The organism is Larkinella rosea, from assembly GCF_003858635.1.
Taxonomy (GTDB): Bacteria; Bacteroidota; Bacteroidia; order Cytophagales; family Spirosomataceae; genus Larkinella; species Larkinella rosea.
In genome coordinates, this window is record NZ_RQJO01000009.1 from 278,973 (window position 1) to 296,730 (window position 17,758).

Sequence of the window (17,758 nt, forward strand, 5' to 3'; positions counted from 1 at the left end):
TGATTAAAACGTAAACCGCAGGTTAACACCGTAATTCCGCGTGTTGGGAATACCGTTCAAATCAAGTCCCTGAATGTTACCGGCACCTTGCGTGTTGGTTTCGGGATCAGCCATGTAGTTGGGCGCATAGAACCACAGGTTACGACCGCTAACCCCAATGGAAACCGCACCGAAGGGCGTTTTGCCAATCAGGCTGGCGGGCAGGCTGTAATTCAGGGCCAGTTCGCGCAGGCGGTAAACCGTTGCGTCGAAAACCGCAGCCTCGGAAGCCAGACCACCCAGATTCGCCCAGTAGTTTTGGGCGCTCAACTGAATGTTGTTCGGGTTATAGGTTTTCGAACCATCAGCGTTGGTTACTTCGATCACACCCGGCAGAATACGGGGCTGATCCCGGTCAATTCCGGTTACGGCTAAGTGGCCCTGACCGCGTAAATCGACGGCGCCAAATGAGTACAACTGGCCTCCCTGGCGGGTGTCAAACAGAACCGAAAGTGCCAGACCTTTGTAGCTAAACGTGTTGGTCAAACCCGCCGTCCAGTTCGGGTTCGGGTTGGAAATCACCTGTCCGGCAATACCTGGTACGAACAAACCGGTGTTCGGGTTGATCAGGTATTGGCCCTGCGGGCTGCGGGCATTGGCTGTGCCGACAATGACACCGTATGGCTGACCCACCACGATCGACGGGTTGATCCCGACGAATGCGCCCCCTGTGATCGGCGATTGCGTTACACCCGGAGCGATTTCTTCCACTTTGTTCCGAATCCGGGTAAAGTTCAGCACCAGATCCCATTTGAAACCATTCTGCAAACGAACTGGCGTCGTGTTCAGCACTAATTCGATCCCTTTGTTGCTCAAGGCACCAACGTTGGTGGTGCGGGTATCGTAACCGGTTGAATTAGAGACCGATACGTTGAAGATCTGGTTGGTACTGCGCGTGTCGAAGTAAGCCAGATCAAGGCTTGCCCGGTTGCGGAACAGCCCCAGATTCAGGCCGAATTCATACGAACGGACAAACTCGGGCGTCAGGTTGTTGTTACCAATCCGCGTACTGGGGCTAAAGCCCGGCAAATTGGCGCCACCCACGGAAATTGGGAACGTGATGCTGGCGGAATTGTTCCCATAACTGGAAGCGACAAAAACCGAGTTCAGCAGATACGGGTCGGCATCCCGGCCTACCCGGGCTACGCTCGCGCGAACTTTGGCATACGACAGCACGTTCGAGTTGAGCTTGAAGGCATCGGTCGGAACAAAGCTGACGGAAGCCGCCGGATAGAAGTAAGTGTTGTTCGCTTTCGGCAGCGTCGATGATTGGTCAACCCGGCCCGACAATTCCACGAATAAGTAATTTTGGTAACCCAGCGATAACTGACCGTAGTAACCAACCAGTCGGCGCTTCGTGTTGTTCTCCTGACTGGCTGTAAAAACTGACCCGTTGCTGACGTTGTAGAAGCCCGGAATGGTCAATTGCTGTGCCGACAGGGTGGTGTTCTGGTCTCTCCGCTGGTTAATGTTATTACCCAGCAATATGTTGGCGTTCAGTCCTTCCAGAAACAGGTTATCTTTGTGGGCATTGATCAACAGGTCGCCGTTCAACTCTGAGCGGAAGAACATGTCTTCGATAATCTGACCAGCGGGACCGCGGGCCGATCCGATCGCGAAGCTCATTTTCCGACGGTCGGTGTAGGTATCAGCCGTTACGCGGTACGATACGTTCAGCCATTTTGCGAAGTCGTAACCTACCTGGAAATTTCCGAAAACCCGGTCAACCTGACTTTTCATCGTCTCGTTGTAAGCACTCCACAAAGGATGGTTTTGCGTAGTCGAGTAATAAATACTTTTACCCTGCGCATCCTGATACGGCGTTCCGTTCAGGTCATAACTCCGGGGAATCCGGGTGATTTGACCAAACGCGCTACCACCGTTACCAACCGGCGTTCCGTTCTGGGCGGTTTTTACATAAGTAACCGTACTGCTCAATTTGAGGCCGTTTTGCAGTTTGGATTCACCACCCACCTGCACATTGGTTCGGTCGAATTTACTGTTCGGGACGATCCCTTTTTGCAGCGTATTTCCAACCGCCAGAATGTAGTTACGTCGTTCGTCGCCCGAAGCGATGTTGAACGAGTTTTGCCACACACTACCTTGATCGTAGAAATTCTTGACGTTGTCCGGATAGGCCTGGTAAGGAACCGTATTTCCCTGAAGCGTCGTCACCTGGGTCAGGCTACCGCCGAATTTGGGGCCCCAGGAGTTACCGGATGTATTGATGAAGTTATTCTGGGTACCTTGTCCGTAGTCGTTTTGCAGCGGAGGTAATCCGTAAACGTTTTGAACATTAAAAGAAGAATTAACGGTTACTTCGGTTTTCCCTTTCATATTCCGACCGGTTTTTGTCGTAATGACAATCGCACCGGCGGATGCGCGGGAACCGTAGAGAACCGAAGCGGCCGGTCCTTTCAGCACGTTGATGGACTCGATGCTTTCCGGGTTGATGTCGGCCAGTCGGTTCGAAGCCTGTGCGCTGAACAGCGAGTTGTCCGTGGAAGGATTCCGGTTGACGTCGTTGTTGAAAATAACACCGTCGACCACGATCAACGGCTGGTTACTTCCGTTAAACGACGTAATCCCGCGGATGTTGATGTTAGTCGAAGCACCCGGCGCACCGCTGGAAGGCGTAATATTCACCCCGGCCAGTTTCCCTTGCAGCGCGTTCAGGACATTGGGTTCCGAGCGCTGGGCCAGCACATCTCCCCGAACATCCTGGGTCGAATACCCCAATGAACGCCGGTCGCGTTCGATCCCCTGGGCAGTGACAACGACTTCCGACAACTGGCTTGCGTCAGATTTTAGTTGTACATTGATCGTCGATTGATTGCCGACCACAATTTCCTGGGTCGCGGTTCCGATGAAGCTAAAAACCAACCGGGCGTTGGCTGGAACGTTTGGCAGACTGTAATTTCCGTCTGAATCCGTGGTGGTACCGCGGCTGGTACCTTTCAATTGGATGCTCACACCCGGGAGAGTGGAGCCGTCGTCGGATGAAGTGACTTTACCGGTCACCGTCCGATCCTGGGCTAATGCGGGCAGGGCAAAAAGCACGCACAATAGCCAGAATCCGGCTAAACGTTTTCTCATAGATAGGTTTTTAATAGATGAACGTAAAAAAATGGATGCAAAACTACTTTTATATCCGCAATAAATAAACCAAAAAACTAGTTTGGTGACATTTTTTTTAGAAGTACTTATAAAAATGTCTTATTAAGGTTGATAGATATATGATCAAGTTAATAAAAAATAAAATAAAACCTTTGTCTACGCTGAAATAAATGCGCCAGATTTTCATTTCAAGCCGCGTGGCTTAGGAGAATTTGCATGCGAGGATCAGGATAACTAGTAGACTGTCTGACGATTAGTCGATTTTGGTGTTCTCGCGGGGAAAACCAGGGGCGGAATGATTGTTGTATTTTTCCATTTTACATTAAATTTATTATGCGCGCTGCTAAACCCTTTTATTGGCATATAACATTGCCTTTTTTTGTTAAAATTTGCCGTAATTAGGAAACAAAACGATACTGTTGTCTCGATGAAGTTAATCATTTGTACTTACAAAATACGTTTAAAAATGAGCAATAAGACGGTTTACGCACTTTTTTGCACCCTTTTGCCTTTTGCTTTGCAGGCACAGTCACCTCTAAAAAGTCAGATTACTAAAACCGCTGACGGCCTGGAGAAAAAAGTGGTTGCGTGGCGACGCGAGATTCACCAGAATCCGGAATTGGGTAACCGTGAATTTCAAACCTCCGCCAAAGTGGCCGCTCACCTGCATTCGCTGGGAATCGAAGTAAAAACCAATGTGGCTAAAACCGGCGTAGTCGGCATTTTGAAGGGCGGGAAACCGGGTCCGGTTGTGGCTCTACGGGCTGACATGGACGGTTTGCCGGTGACCGAACGGGGCAATCTGGCGTTTAAATCCACGGTAACCACGGAATTTAACGGACAGAAAACCGGGGTCATGCACGCTTGTGGCCATGATTCACACGTCGCTATCATGATGGGCGTTGCCGAGGTGCTGGCCAGCGTCAAAAACGATCTGAAAGGAACCGTTAAGTTTATTTTCCAACCGGCGGAAGAAGGTCCACCGGCGGGTGAAGAAGGTGGAGCGCAACTGATGGTGAAAGAGGGCGTACTGGAAAATCCCAAAGTCGATGCCATTTTTGGGCTGCATATCAATTCACAAACCGAAGTGGGCACGATTAAATACCGGCCGGGTGCGACGATGGCCGCCGTCGATTTTTTCAGTGTGAAAGTCAAAGGCAAACAGACGCACGGAGCAGCGCCCTGGTCGGGCGTCGATCCGATCGTGACGAGCTCGCAGATTGTAATGGGATTGCAGACGATCGTGAGCCGGAATCTGCCGATTACGGAATTTCCGGCGGTCGTAACGGTGGGCGCGGTACACGGCGGAATCCGGCAGAACATCATTCCGGAAGAAGTCAATATGATCGGCACCATCCGCTCATTCACGCCCGAAATGCAGCAAACCATTCACCGTCGGATCAACGAAGTGGCCACGAATATTTCGGAAAGTGCCGGAGCCAAGGCCGATGTCAAAATTGATGTAATGTATCCGGTAACCTACAACGATCCGGCGCTAACCGATCAGATGGTGCCGACGCTTGAAGCCGTGGCCGGAAAAGACCACGTCCACATCCGGCCGTTGGACACCGGTGCCGAAGATTTTTCCTTTTTCCAGCAAAAAATACCCGGTTTTTTCTTTTTTCTGGGTGGCATGCCGAAGGGGACCAAACTGGAAGATGCCGCCCCGCACCATACGCCGGATTTCCACATCGACGAAAGCGGTTTTGGATTGGGCGTTAAAGCCCTCTGCCATTTGACTGTGGACTATATGGAACAGTGGAAGGGCGCGGGAACGGCCAGTGTGAAAAAGAAATGAAGGTGCTATTGACCATTGTATGGAGGATTGGTTTTACTTAATCCTCCATACAGGACTGATTGGCTAGGTGGATCAGCCGCCGAACCATCGGACCGGCGTAAACCGGAAACCTATTTTCCCTTATACTTCGCAATTGCTTCCTTAATCCGTTCGATGCGGTTATCGGGATCAGGGTGGCTGCTCATGAACTCGGATGGGCGATTGGGACCACCGGCGGCTTTCAGGATTTCCATCACCTCGATCATCGCTTCGGGTTTGTAACCGCTCTCGATCATCCAGCGTACACCCAGTTGATCGGATTCAATTTCGTCATCGCGACCGTATTTCAGACCGATCAGGTTGGCAACATAAGCCGCAATGGCGGAACTGCGGCCCGGCGAATTGGGGTCTTCCGTAGCAACCGCAGCGGCTCCGGCCAATCCCTGCGTTAGCTGCTGCTGGGCAATTTGCTCGGCCGAGTGTCTGCCGACCACGTGCGTAATTTCGTGGCCCAAAACGCCCGCCAGCTGATCTTCGCTCTTCAGTTTGTCGAGCAAAGCCGCTGTTATAAAAATCTGTCCGCCCGGCACGGCAAACGCATTGACGATTTTATCGTCGGCCAGGACGTGAAAATCAAATTTGTACGGACTGGTTTTGACGCTGGTCGCATTGACAATTTTCTCGCCGACGCGCTTCACCGATTGCTGCACTTTTTCGTCCGGGTAAAGCCCGCCAAACTCCCGGGCCATTTGGGGGACACTTTCCAGCCCGAGTTGAACCTCCTGCTCGGGCGTCATGCTAATGTGCTGTTTTTCACCCGTTACCGGGTTTTCCTGGGTGTTTGTAAAATAGGTAAACAAGGCCACCAGGGCCATTACCAAACCAATAACAACTCTTGTCGCCCGCGAACGCATGATGGGAAAGGATATGGAAGTTCTATTTAGTCGTATAGTTAACCAAAAAGGAACAGAATGTTCCCGCGTATATTTCGAATGTGTAAAAAAAAAGCAAAAAAACGACTTTCTCCGGCGCTGATTTTAAGCCATTTGCCGGTTTTTCAAGACCATTCTTCTCAACTTGCCCTGAATCGGCATTTCAAAAAACCGGTGCGACAGAAAGCTCAGTGCAATTAACACGGCGAAGAAAACCAGTAATAAAACCGGAGATTCAAAAACGGCATGGGTGTAACCTAATTTGGTGGCCAGCAAAACCGTCGCCAATTGAAGCGGGAAATGCAGTAGGTAAGACGAGTAACTGATGTCGCCGATAAAAGCAATCCGTTTCCCCAGCGAACCTTTTCTAACTTCCCAGACCACCAGCGCCAGGATCGTTACGGGAAACAAGAAAACACTGATAAAAAGAGGAATAAACCGATCAACTAAAAAAACATATTTCTGGGCAATAGCCAACTGATTTAAAAAACCAGAAAAGAGGGGTTTTGAAAAAGAATAGTGAACTTCCAGAACTACAAGAGTCCAGACTAAAACAGTTGCAGTCAGGAGAAAAACAGCCATTTTATCGGAAATCATTTTTGAATAGAAAGTGGAAAATAATCGATACGTTATTCCACCGATAAAAAATGAAAAAACGCCCTGTGCCAGTTGATAGCCCCGAAAATAGAAGATTACATAACTGGCGATTATGAGAAGAATCAGGAAAAGCAGTTTGTCTTTTTTGTACCAGCTAATAGTGAAGAAAATGATGTATAGCAGGATTTCTATCGAAACCGACCAGATTGGCCCATTAAACGAAAAACCCTTTTCAAAACCCCAGTTTGAAGCAAAAAATAGCTGTAGAATAAAATGATAGGAATCATTGAATGGGTATATGAAGTAACACCCCACTGATGATCGATACACGGTTTGAAGAAATAATACCAGAAGAAGAGTTGAAAAATGGAGCGGATATAATCGGGAAAATCGAAGGAGTGCAAACTCGTTCAATGAAATTTTATGCTTACTAATTCGATCGGCGTATAACCAGAAAAATATAAATCCGGAGAGCGTAAAAAATAGCTCGACGGCTTTTTGACCTTGTTCGTAGAAAAACTGTAAAAAAAAGAAAAATGGTTGATTTTCGGCCACAAAACCGGTATGCGAGGTACACTGATAAAAGCCATGACGCCAATGAAATAAAACAACGGATAATGACGCCAATCCCCTTAAAATGTCTAAAGAATAAAAACGCCTGGGAAGCAAACCGTTCTTCGTTTTTGTCATCCTGCCCTTCAGGTCACACCTGTTAACCTTACCCATCCGAGTGAGATAGGTTAGGGTGATGATGTAACTGAACAATTGATTTTAGTAGGTAATTAATGACAAATCTAACACCCAACGGGTGTCTAGAGTGAAATACTTATTTACTGGCTACTGATGATTCTATTCTGAAGAGCGGGAAAGTTGAGCGCTAATCGGGCGCAGGGAAATTGAATATACGCTTATTTTGAAACTTCGACCCGCCAGTCCGGGCCGCTATTGACTTTATACTTTTCGGAGAAATTTCCCATGTTGATCGCTACCGAAAAATCCATCAGGCTGTTAAAATAAGCCACATTTTCGCCTTCTTTCGACTCACCGAAGGTGTTTACCAGCACCATTCGTCCGTCGAATACTTTTTCGTCTTTGTTATAAAACCGCACCTGCAGGTTTTCGCCGGTTTTTATGCCCAGTTTGGCAAACCAATCTTTGGAAATGTTGGTCCAGACGTTGCCGTATTGCACATCCAGCACCGGAATCATTCCCTTCAATACACCATTTTCAAACGTTGGTTTCTGGTACGGAATTTTCACAACGGCAGGTGGCAACGGCTTCCCTACCTGCGCATAGGTAATCACTTTGGCCGCCAGACGAGCCCCCGTATAGGCGTACACGTCGCGTCCGTGGAAGGTGTATGACTCGTTTGAATTTCGACGGCGGTTGATGGCTTCATCGATTTCCCGTACTTCCTGAATACCCAGTTTTTCGGAAATGAGCGTGAGCGTTCCGTTGTCGGGAGTTACAAAATAATGCCCGGATTTGGTGAGTAAAACCACTGATTTCCGATCTGTTCCGACGCCCGGATCACAAACTGAAACGAAAACCGTTCCTTTGGGATAATACGGAGCCGTTTGCAACAGCCGATACGATGCCTCCCAAATATTAAAAGCTGGAATCTCGTGGGTCAAATCAACGATTTTAAGCTGGGGAGAAACGCCAAGCGATACGCCTTTCATGGCCGAAACCGCCCCGTCTTTTACACCAAAATCCGATTGAAAAACCAATATGCCGTTTTGAGCAACCAGCACAGAGGACACTAACCAGCAGTGGATAAAAAACAGGGCGGTTTTGCGGTTCATGGCGTTACGGTTTTCCGTTTTCGGTATCCGGTTTTCAGTGCTGACGCGTTCTCTTGCATGCGTCAGCCAACCGAAAACCGGATACCGAAAACGATTTACTTGCTCGTTCCTTTCAATTGCTGAACAATCCAGTTTGTCATCAACTCGGTTTGTTCGGGATAAGTCCAGTGACCGGTGTCTTCGTAAAGTTTGAGCTGTTTCGGGGCCGAAATAACATTGTAGGACGCATACATCGAGGTTGGCGGGCAGGTCTCGTCGTTAAAACCCCATGAATAATAACCGGGTACTTTGATCAGTCGGGCGAAATTGACCACGTCATAATACGATACGGTTTTGATTTTTGCGGGCGTATTGTTGTAGGCCAGCGACTTTCCGGTGAACAAATGCGGCCATCCGCCCGCCCGGCCTTTCAGGTACCCCGTGACGTCGGACAGCGCCGGATAATACGCCCCGAGCCACTTCACGCGGGCGTCCAAACCAGCGGTGGTGATGGACAACGCGCCCCCCTGACTACCGCCCGTTACGGCCAGATTGCTTCCGTCGTACTGCGGCAAACTCACCAGAAAATCGTTGGCCCGAACGCAGCCGAGGTAAACCCGTTTGTAGTAATACCGGTCGCGGTCGTCGAGGTTAATATTGAAATAACCGGTTAAGGCTCCGGCACTTAAATTGGTATAAACCACGGGGTCCATATTGACCGGAATGCCATGAATACCGATTTCCAGCGTAATGATGCCTTTTTCGGCATCGGACAGGTTCCCGGCATAAGGCCGAATTCCGGCTCCCGGCACCCGCAGCAAAGCCGGGTATTTGCCTTCTTTTTTGGGGATACACAGAATACCGTATACCCGCGAGTTGGCGTAATTCTGGATATTGACGTGATACACGTTCACGTTTTCGGTACAGCGCTCGGGCATCAGCGTCATGCGGGCGTCGAGCGGAATGCGGCTGAGTTCGGCTTTGGCACTGTCCCAGAACATCTTAAAATCCGCAGGATTATCGACGGTTGGGGGTATTTGCAGCGGATTGAACCCCGCCGTTGCCAGGTTCCGATACGTTTTGCCGTTGATTTCGGCCGTCGCAACACAGCGCAAAAAACCGGGTGTTTTCATCGTGCCGCCGTCAACGGTGGTCGTCCCGTTGGCGAGAGTTACGGTTTCCTGTTTGGTTGGATCCATTTTTTCCGGCCCGATTTCGTACTTGATTTTGGCCCCTTTGATTGGGTTTCCGTACTGCAACACCGAAATGGTGAATTTTACCGGTTCGCCGGGGCGGTATTGCCAATCGGTATGATCGGGAGCCACAACGATTTTAATGGGTCGTTCGGCGGGTTGAGCGAACGCGCAAATTGTCACCAGCAGGTACAGACCAACCAGCAAAGCGTATTTTTTCATAAAGGTTCAGGCATTGAAATGTTAAGATTTTATATTGGTAAGTAAAAAACACGCCTTTTCTACCTGTTAGAAGGCATTTGCTTTCAATCTTGGATCAGAGCGCCGGTTTGTTTTTAGCCCAGGTTTCATAAACCTGATCAATTTATGAATCATATTAACCAACAAGGCCCGGATTTGCGTCCGGGCCTTGTTGATGAATTCCAGTTTTACAGGCCCCAGCTCTACAGCTTCCCAACGGAACCGTCCGGTTTGGAGTACATGAAATCCGTATTGATTGGCGCTCCGTAGTAATTGATTTTCAGCGCATCCAGGCGTTTTTTATGGACGTCCAGCCGCCGTTTGAAATCGTCGATGTTTTTGCGGTCTTTGGGCGTCCAGCCGGTTTCAGCCATCGCGATTGCGCGGGGAAAGAGCATGTATTCCACGTGTTCCGGCGTTTTGACATATTCCGTCCAGAGGTTGGCCTGAACGCCAATGATGTGTTTCTGTTGCTCGGCTGTCAGGCTGTCGGGGGCCGGATCATACGAATACGTTTTTTCCAGCGGCAACAAACCGCCAATGGACAGCGGCTGCGGGGTGGTTTTGGGGTCCGCCTGGTAATAATCCAGGTAGAAATAGGTAGTCGGTGTCATGATGGCATCGTGGCCTTGCCGGGCCGCAGCAATACCGCCGTCGACCCCACGCCAGCTCATCACCGTAGCGTTGGGCGACAAACCGCCTTCCAGGATTTCGTCCCAGCCGATCATTTTGCGGCCTTTTGCTGTAATAAATTTGTCGATTCGCCCGATGAAATAACTCTGCAATTCGTGTTCATCTTTCAGACCCAGTTTTTTAATCAGATCCTGGCAAAACCGGCTGGCAATCCACTGGGTTTTCGGACATTCGTCACCGCCGATGTGGATGTATTGGCTCGGGAACAAATCAATTACTTCGGTCAGTACTTCCTGCAAAAATTGAAAAGTTTCTTCGCGTGGAAAAAGTACATCTTCGTGGACGCCCCATGTACCCGTAACCGGCACAATCTTGTCCGCGCTGCTGCCCAGTTCCGGATAAGCCGACAGAATCGCCATCGCATGACCCGGCATCTCGATTTCCGGAATGACGGTAATAAACCGGTCCTGCGCGTATTTGATCACTTCCCGGATTTGATCCTGCGTATAAAAACCGCCATAAGGCGTTTTGTCGTACTTGTTATTCCGGTATTGCCCCAACATGGTTTCTTTCCGGGTGGAGCCGATTTCGGTCAGTTTGGGGTGTTTCTTGATTTCAATTCGCCAGCCCTGATCGTCGGTCAGGTGCCAGTGAAATGTATTGATCTTGTGGAGTGCAATCTCATCAATGACTTTTTTCACTGCGGGAACCGGGTAAAAATGGCGGCTCACGTCCAGCATAACGCCCCGATAGCCATACCGCGGCTGGTCTTCGATGGAACAACACGGCACCGACCAATCGACACCCGACGCCACCGATGCTCCAAACACCTCGGAGGGCATCAATTGCAGCAACGACTGCACCGCGTAGAAAAAACCGTTCGGCTGTTGGGCCGTCAGCGTAATGCGCCTGGGCGTTACGTTCAGAAGATAACCTTCCTGGCCTAATTTGGGACTTTGTGCCGACGCAAAAACAATGGAACCACTTTTGCCGGTTTTGATTTGGGCCTTTCGCCCCGTTGCTTTACCCAGTTGCGCAGCCAGCATTTCGGCCACCCGGCGAACGTCGGCGTTATTGCTTTCGACGCTAATGACAAGATTGGCCGGTACTTTAAAATCCCCTTTCTGTTCGTCCAGACGAACGGGCTGAGGAACCAGCGCATATCGGGAGGGTTGTGCTTCGGAGAACTGAATTGTCAGACAAAGAAGCGCAATACATAGAACCAGATTTTTCATTCGGGAATCAGATTTGTTAAGGAATTTCTTCGTGATCCAGCAAGCACTGAACCACATAGGCCTGGGTGCCGCAGAGTTTAGCCATTTCGCCCAGGCGCGAAACCGCAATGACGAGTTTTGTTCGAAAATCGGCCAAACAATATTTGTCGATGGCCTGTTCGATGGGCCGGGTAATTAGCCGTTCGGCTTTGCCCACAACGCCATTAACGATGATGAGTTCGGGATTGAATAAATGAACGGCGATGGAAAGACCCTTGCCCAGTTCGTTGCCTAATTCGGTCAGCAGATCAATAGCCAGTTCATCGCCCGCTCTGGCTTTGTCAATCACCAGTTCGACATCGATGTCCTCAAAATTTTCTTCGGCGAGTTTTGAAACCCGACCTTCGCGCAACCCGGCTTTTACCCGACGAATCAGCGACGAAGCGGAGGTCAGCGTATCCAGACAGCCCACTTTTCCGCAGGTGCACAATTCACCGTCGGCCTGTAGCTGAATGTGGCCCAACTCACCGGCAAAACCGGCTAACCCCTGCAAAATTTCGCCGTTATTGATGACGCCTAATCCCACACCCCAGTCAATGTTGATGGATAAAACATGGTTTTTGCCTTTCGCGAGTCCGAAGCGGTGTTCACCCAAAATAGTGGCTTTGGTATCGTTGAGAAGGTAAACCGGTGCGTCGAAGCTCTCCGCCAGCAACTGCCGCAGCGACTGTTCGGGGCGGTTTAATTTTTTGTAGGTATAGTTGATTCCGGTGCGCGGGTCGACCAAACCGGGCAAAGCGCAACCGACGCCAATGATCTTCAGCTGTTTTTCCTGAATGCGCTGCGCCACTTCTTCCAGTGGACCTTGTAGCGCTTCCAGAAAAGCAACGGAATCTTCTAATCGCAGATTGACATCCAGGCGGTCGAGCACCCGATTGGTCAGATCAAAAACCACCAATTTGATGTCGTGAACACTGATGTCAATAACGACAATAGCCTGATTACCAGGCCGAAGTCCAAATAACGCTGGTTTGCGACCGTACTGCGCAACACCGGTCCCGATCTCCTGGACCCAGCTCTCGGATGCTAATTCGTCGATCAACATCGTGACTGATGGCACGCTGGCGTGCAATGCTTTCGCCAACTGAGCCAGCGTTCGGGAGCCCAAGCGGTACATTTCTTTTAAGATACCGCGCTTTAAACGACTTTTTTTCTTATCAACAATCGATATAGTATAATTTGCCTCCATACAAAATCAATGCTCACCGAAGAGCTCCATGAGATGAAAAACGATGAAATATAAGGAGGATATTTTTAAAATAATTTATTAATAGTGCGATTTAATTAAATTATTTACAAAATAACAAATTTTTGTTGTTTACCATCCTTACAAACACATTCGAATTTCTACAAAAGCGGAAGAAACAACGGTTTTTACTTATCCGGCAAATCAATTGATTTAATTAGTCAACCGCGACGCTGACCAACGATTTCCGCTCGTCCATCCAGTTGCGAATGATTTGGGATAGTGGTTTGGTTTCGATCAAAAAACCATCGTGGCCATAAAGTGAATCGATTTCTTCGTAGCGGGCATCGGGAATGTGCCGGGCCAGAATTTTCTGTTCGATGGGAGGGAACAGGATATCGGATTTGATGCCAACCGATAAAGTCCTGGAAATCACCTGCTCAAGAGCCAGGGTGATGCTCCCCCGGTTTCGCCCGACGTTGTGCGAATCCATTACTTTCGATAACGTCCAATACGTGAAGGCATTGAACCGGCTGGCTAGTTTCTCGCCCTGGTATTGCTGGTAACTGGAAGCCTTGTAGTGATCGATTTGCTCGTTATTGTCCAACGCCTGCGTAAAACCGTAGGTGTCATAGTTCCGGTACGACAACATCGCAACCGCCCGGGCGGCTTTCATTCCGGCTTGTCCGGCATCGGCACGGCGCTCAATCCAGGTTGGATCGGCACTGATCGCCATGCGCTGGGCTTCGTTGAACGCAATTCCCCAGGGCGACATCACGGCGTTGGTAGCGATCAGAATCAGATTCTGGATTACATCGGGTTGCTGAATAGCCCATTCCAGTGCCTGTTGACCACCCAGTGAACCGCCAATGCAGGTTTCAATTTTTTCGATGCCCAATTCCAGCCGCAGCAAATCCAGTGCTTTGGCAATGTCATGAATCGTGATGAGCGGAAATTCGTGGTAGAAGGGGCGACCGGTTTGGGGATTGACCGCCAGCGGTCCGGTGGAGCCGTAGCAGGAACCCAATACATTGGCACAAATAATAAACTGGCGCGCCGGGTCGTAGAATTTACCCGGCCCAATCATACCGTCCCACCAGTCACCGGCATCGGCACTACCCGTCAGGGCATGACAAACCCAGACCACATTTGAACGGTCGGCGTTCAGTGTTCCGCGGGTTGTATAGGCTAGCCGGAAGCCCGGTAAGTCAGCGCCACACTCTAAAGAAAAGGTGTATTTGTAATCAAAAAATCGGGTTTCCAATCGAAAAAGAATTGTCTGTTTACAGTGACGGTTTTCAGTATACGGTTTTCGGTTGCTGATGCATTAGCCTTCGTGCGTCAGCAACCGAAAACCGTATACTGAAAACTGAAAATCGTGCACTAAATATTACGCACTAATGGCCGCAAATGCCTGCTCAAGATCGGCTTTAATGTCGTCGATGTGTTCCGTACCGACCGAAATACGCAGCAGACCCGGTTCGACACCCGCACTGAATTGCTCTTCGGAACTCAATTGCTGGTGTGTTGTGGCCGCCGGGTGAATGATCAATGTTTTCAAATCGCCGACATTGGCCAGGTGGCTGATCATGGTCAGGCTATCGATAAACTGATCCGCAGCGGCTGAACCGGCTTTCAATTTGAACATCATGACGCCACCAAAACCGCGTTTAAGGTATTTTTTGGCTAATTCATGATACGGACTGCTTTCCAATCCCGGATAATAAACGCTTTCAACGCCCTCGTGCTGTTCCAGCCATTTGGCAACAGCCAGCGCATTCTCAACCGTGCGGTCAACCCGCAGCGACAAGGTTTCCACGCCCTGCAGGAGTAAGAACGAGTTGAACGGACTCAGCGCCGGTCCCCAGTCGCGGAGCCCTTCTACCCGGGCGCGAATGATGAACTGGATGTTACCAAAAGGCCCGCCAATGCCGAATACATCGTTGAAAACCAGGCCGTGGTACCCGTCGGCGGGTTCGGTAAATTGCAGGAATTTCCCATTGCCCCAGTTGTAATTACCGCTATCGACAATCACACCTCCAATGCTTGTACCGTGTCCGCCGATCCATTTTGTGGCCGACTCCACCACCACTGCCGCGCCGTGTTCGATGGGCCGGAACAAATAACCGCCCGCGCCGAATGTGTTGTCGACAATCAGGGGCAGATCGTATTTCTGAGCCAGAGCCGCAAAAGCGTCAAAATCAGGAACATTGAACTTCGGGTTACCAATCGTTTCCAGGTAAATGGCCTTTGTTTTGTCGTCGATCAGTCGCTCGAAGCTTTCCACGTTGTCACCTTCGGCGAAACGGGCTTCAATGCCCAGCCGTTTGAACGAAACCTTGAATTGATTATACGTTCCACCGTAAAGGAACGGACTGGTAACAAAGTTCTCGCCGACGGTCAGAATGTTGTTCAGCGCAACAAATTGGGCCGCCTGCCCGGACGCAACGGCCAAAGCTGCCACCCCGCCTTCTAGAGCCGCCATGCGCTTCTCGAATACGTCGGTGGTAGGATTCATGATCCGGGTATAAATATTGCCAAATTGCTGTAAAGCAAAGAGTTTAGCACCATGTTCGGCGCTGTCAAAAACATATGAAGTCGTCTGGTAAATAGGAACAGCCCGTGAATTGGTGGTGGGATCGGGTTCCTGTCCTGCATGTACTTGCAAGCTTTCAAAGTGCAATGGGGTTGCCATAATTTTGTTGTGGATTTATGAGTGTAAAACAGAAGGATTTGATTTTTGCAAAACGGACGCGCCATTGAGCCAACCGCCAAAACGGATCCATTTTCGGGTGATTGGCTTGCCGTTGGATATAACTTAAGCAGTCAATCTGTAGCCGATAGCCTCTCCCGGATGTCGGTATACTGGAAGTGTGTGAGATTAGTTGCCCGCCGGGGGCATACACCATCGGATGTTGATCATGAGCTTGTTCGATTTATATCTCCTATCGGTTTTGCCGGAGCAAACCGTAGGCGGGATGTAGCACCTTGCCGCACGGCAGGTTGCCAGAGGTTCACCGAGCCCGGTCTCTTGCCTCTTCTTTATAAATCAAGCGCAACAGGAAATCCGCTGCAACGATTCGGAAGTACTCGAACCGGTCTGGAAACTTGATTTGAGCCGCAAGTATAGCGAAGGAAGTCCGTTGCTGCAAATTTTTTCGGTCGAAACAGCCACCATACCGCCGAATAGCCAAAATGGATTACCGAATGGGTTTGGTTAAACATACGAAAGCCTCCCGTTTACCAGTCCAGGGACTTTAAAACGGGAGGCTTTGAGCGCGTTACGATAAGTTCAGCGTTTCAAGTTTATCATTTGCGGCATAACCCACTGATAATAAATCGGGTTAGTGCTCATTTTTCGAAACTATCAACACTAAACTGTAAACGGGGTAACTATTTTTGCTTACATCGAGAGCTTCCAGCCATCACGGTATTGCCGCGAAACAAACTGGTTGGCATCGTCGAAGTTCGTAATTTTCATATTCTTACCATCCCACATCAGGCGTTGACGACCGGGATAGGTAAAGCCTTTTCCGTCGGCTTTCGGCGTCCGGAGCATGTAGCTGCGAATGGCCAGGTTACCCATCAGAACCGATTCGGTCAGCGGACCGGAGAAGTCGAACGAAGACGTTAACCCTTTGTGTTCCTTGCTGTTAAAGCCGGCTTTGCAGGCTTCCGTCCACAGAATCTGGTGGCCATTTTCGGGCCAGGGTTTGCCATCGGTCGGTTTTGGTTTCGCCGGAGCTACTATTTTCTGACCATCTTTGGTATACAGAATCGGGTCATCACCGTACATCCCGCAGGCAATCAGCCCTTTATCACCGATCATGAACATGCCGTTTTCGCCACCTTCGGGGTAGGCTTCGCCCGCGGGCAGCATATCTGGCCGGAACGGACGAATACCGCCGTCGGACCAGACCAGTTTCACTTCGGATTTATTCTTGGCCGATGCCGGGAATTTCAGTTCCACGTGCGATGCGGGCGGACAACCTTCGGGGTTGTATTCCGGCGTCCAGTCTTTCAGAAACACCGAGCTGATGCTGGTTTCCACTTCCGTTGGATAGCCCAATCCCAACACACGGAACGGAATATCCATGATGTGGCAACCGATATCGCCGAGGGCGCCAGCACCAAAGTTCCACCAGCCGCGCCATTTGAACGGGTGGTAAGCTGGCGTATAGCCCACTTTCTGAGCAGGTCCCAGCCACAGATCCCAATCCAGGTCGGCAGAAGGTTCGGAGAAATTAGTCGGCACTGGAATGCCTTGCGGCCATACCGGGCGGTTGGTCCAGATCTGAATGGTACTTACTTTGCCCAGCAAGCCTTTGTCGAACCACTCCACCATCGTTTTTTGCTGCGGATTCGATGAACCCTGGTTTCCCATCTGGGTTACCACTTTGTATTTTCGGGCTGCTTCAGTCAGCATCCGGGCTTCGTGGATGTTGTGTGTCAGCGGTTTTTGTACGTAAACGTGTTTGCCCCGCGACATAGCCGCCATTGCCACTACGGCGTGGGTGTGGTCGGCGGTCGAAACCGTGACGGCGTCAATGGTTTTTCCTTCTTTTTCCAGCATTTCACGGAAATCCTTGTAGCGTTTTGCGTTCGGATGTTTCGTGAAGTTCTCTTTCACTCGGGGAAGACCCCAGTCCACGTCGCAAAGTGCGACAATGTTATTGGCTCCGTTGTTGTACGAATTGTTCGTATCGCTAAACCCTTTTCCGCCGAAACCGACTCCGGCAATGTTCAGTTTGTCACTCGGAGCAATAAATCCTCTCCCCAATACATGACGGGGTACGATGAAGAAGCCACCAGCAGCCAGTGCCCCGGCCTGAATAAATTTGCGACGCGATGTTTGCGACGGTTTGTCAGAAGATTGCATAAATCAGTTAAGGACTATGGATTAATCAGTACAAATAAAGTCCAAATTAGGAAAGATTTACCAATAACGGACGAAAAATGGTTCTATTGCCTGAAAATGGTTGGACG

11 protein-coding genes and 1 riboswitch are annotated in these 17,758 nt (G+C 49.9%); of the genes, 1 reads left to right on the forward strand and 10 read right to left on the reverse strand.

What is annotated here, in order from left to right:
* Nucleotides 1–3: 3 nt before the first annotated feature.
* A complete protein-coding gene (locus EHT25_RS17130; protein WP_124876365.1) occupies nt 4–3,135 on the reverse strand; it encodes a SusC/RagA family TonB-linked outer membrane protein in 3,132 nt (1,043 codons plus the stop codon).
* Nucleotides 3,136–3,622: 487 nt separating this feature from the next.
* Here EHT25_RS17130 and EHT25_RS17135 point away from each other — a divergent pair, with 487 nt between their 5' ends.
* Nucleotides 3,623–4,954: an amidohydrolase gene (locus tag EHT25_RS17135; protein ID WP_124876366.1), complete on the forward strand. Its 1,332-nt coding sequence runs from the start codon at nt 3,623–3,625 to the stop codon at nt 4,952–4,954.
* Between the two features lie 110 nt (nt 4,955–5,064).
* Here the strand turns inward: EHT25_RS17135 and EHT25_RS17140 are convergent, their stop codons facing one another.
* The 9 genes from EHT25_RS17140 to EHT25_RS17180 form a co-directional block, all read right to left on the reverse strand.
* Nucleotides 5,065–5,847 (reverse strand): M48 family metalloprotease, encoded by a 783-nt coding sequence (locus tag EHT25_RS17140; protein ID WP_124876367.1) that lies wholly within the window; start codon nt 5,845–5,847, stop codon nt 5,065–5,067.
* 123 nt (nt 5,848–5,970) lie between these two features.
* The gene (locus tag EHT25_RS17145; protein WP_124876368.1) at nt 5,971–7,188 is read right to left on the reverse strand and encodes an acyltransferase family protein; all 1,218 of its coding nucleotides are present in this window, start codon (nt 7,186–7,188) and stop codon (nt 5,971–5,973) included.
* Nucleotides 7,189–7,370: 182 nt separating this feature from the next.
* Nucleotides 7,371–8,267 carry an SAM hydrolase/SAM-dependent halogenase family protein gene (locus EHT25_RS17150; protein WP_124876369.1) on the reverse strand — a complete coding sequence of 299 codons (897 nt, stop codon included), beginning with the start codon at nt 8,265–8,267 and terminating at the stop codon, nt 7,371–7,373.
* Nucleotides 8,268–8,362: 95 nt separating this feature from the next.
* Nucleotides 8,363–9,661 (reverse strand): acetylxylan esterase, encoded by a 1,299-nt coding sequence (locus EHT25_RS17155; RefSeq protein ID WP_124876370.1) that lies wholly within the window; start codon nt 9,659–9,661, stop codon nt 8,363–8,365.
* Nucleotides 9,662–9,882: 221 nt separating this feature from the next.
* The gene (locus tag EHT25_RS17160; RefSeq protein ID WP_124876371.1) at nt 9,883–11,547 is read right to left on the reverse strand and encodes a beta-N-acetylhexosaminidase; all 1,665 of its coding nucleotides are present in this window, start codon (nt 11,545–11,547) and stop codon (nt 9,883–9,885) included.
* 16 nt (nt 11,548–11,563) lie between these two features.
* The gene (locus EHT25_RS17165) at nt 11,564–12,703 is read right to left on the reverse strand and encodes an ROK family protein (protein ID WP_229311587.1); all 1,140 of its coding nucleotides are present in this window, start codon (nt 12,701–12,703) and stop codon (nt 11,564–11,566) included.
* A 286-nt stretch (nt 12,704–12,989) separates the two neighbouring features.
* Nucleotides 12,990–14,036 (reverse strand): homoserine O-acetyltransferase family protein, encoded by a 1,047-nt coding sequence (locus EHT25_RS17170; RefSeq protein ID WP_124876373.1) that lies wholly within the window; start codon nt 14,034–14,036, stop codon nt 12,990–12,992.
* Nucleotides 14,037–14,162: 126 nt separating this feature from the next.
* Nucleotides 14,163–15,467, reverse strand: coding sequence for an O-acetylhomoserine aminocarboxypropyltransferase/cysteine synthase family protein (locus tag EHT25_RS17175; protein ID WP_124876374.1), 1,305 nt, complete (start codon nt 15,465–15,467; stop codon nt 14,163–14,165).
* Nucleotides 15,468–15,705: 238 nt separating this feature from the next.
* Nucleotides 15,706–15,823, reverse strand: a riboswitch (SAM riboswitch).
* Between the two features lie 352 nt (nt 15,824–16,175).
* A complete protein-coding gene (locus tag EHT25_RS17180; protein WP_124876375.1) occupies nt 16,176–17,651 on the reverse strand; it encodes a Gfo/Idh/MocA family protein in 1,476 nt (491 codons plus the stop codon).
* Between the last annotated feature and the right edge of the window lie 107 nt (nt 17,652–17,758).

Coding starts and splice junctions, on each gene's coding strand:
- EHT25_RS17160 (WP_124876371.1), bottom strand. CDS start 11,547: ATGAAAAATCTGGTTCTATGTATTGCGCTTCTTTGTCTGACAATTCAG.
- EHT25_RS17145 (WP_124876368.1), bottom strand. CDS start 7,188: ATGGGTAAGGTTAACAGGTGTGACCTGAAGGGCAGGATGACAAAAACG.
- EHT25_RS17165 (WP_229311587.1), bottom strand. CDS start 12,703: ATGTACCGCTTGGGCTCCCGAACGCTGGCTCAGTTGGCGAAAGCATTG.
- EHT25_RS17135 (WP_124876366.1), top strand. CDS start 3,623: ATGAGCAATAAGACGGTTTACGCACTTTTTTGCACCCTTTTGCCTTTT.
- EHT25_RS17150 (WP_124876369.1), bottom strand. CDS start 8,267: ATGAACCGCAAAACCGCCCTGTTTTTTATCCACTGCTGGTTAGTGTCC.
- EHT25_RS17155 (WP_124876370.1), bottom strand. CDS start 9,661: ATGAAAAAATACGCTTTGCTGGTTGGTCTGTACCTGCTGGTGACAATT.
- EHT25_RS17130 (WP_124876365.1), bottom strand. CDS start 3,135: ATGAGAAAACGTTTAGCCGGATTCTGGCTATTGTGCGTGCTTTTTGCC.
- EHT25_RS17180 (WP_124876375.1), bottom strand. CDS start 17,651: ATGCAATCTTCTGACAAACCGTCGCAAACATCGCGTCGCAAATTTATT.
- EHT25_RS17175 (WP_124876374.1), bottom strand. CDS start 15,467: ATGGCAACCCCATTGCACTTTGAAAGCTTGCAAGTACATGCAGGACAG.
- EHT25_RS17140 (WP_124876367.1), bottom strand. CDS start 5,847: ATGCGTTCGCGGGCGACAAGAGTTGTTATTGGTTTGGTAATGGCCCTG.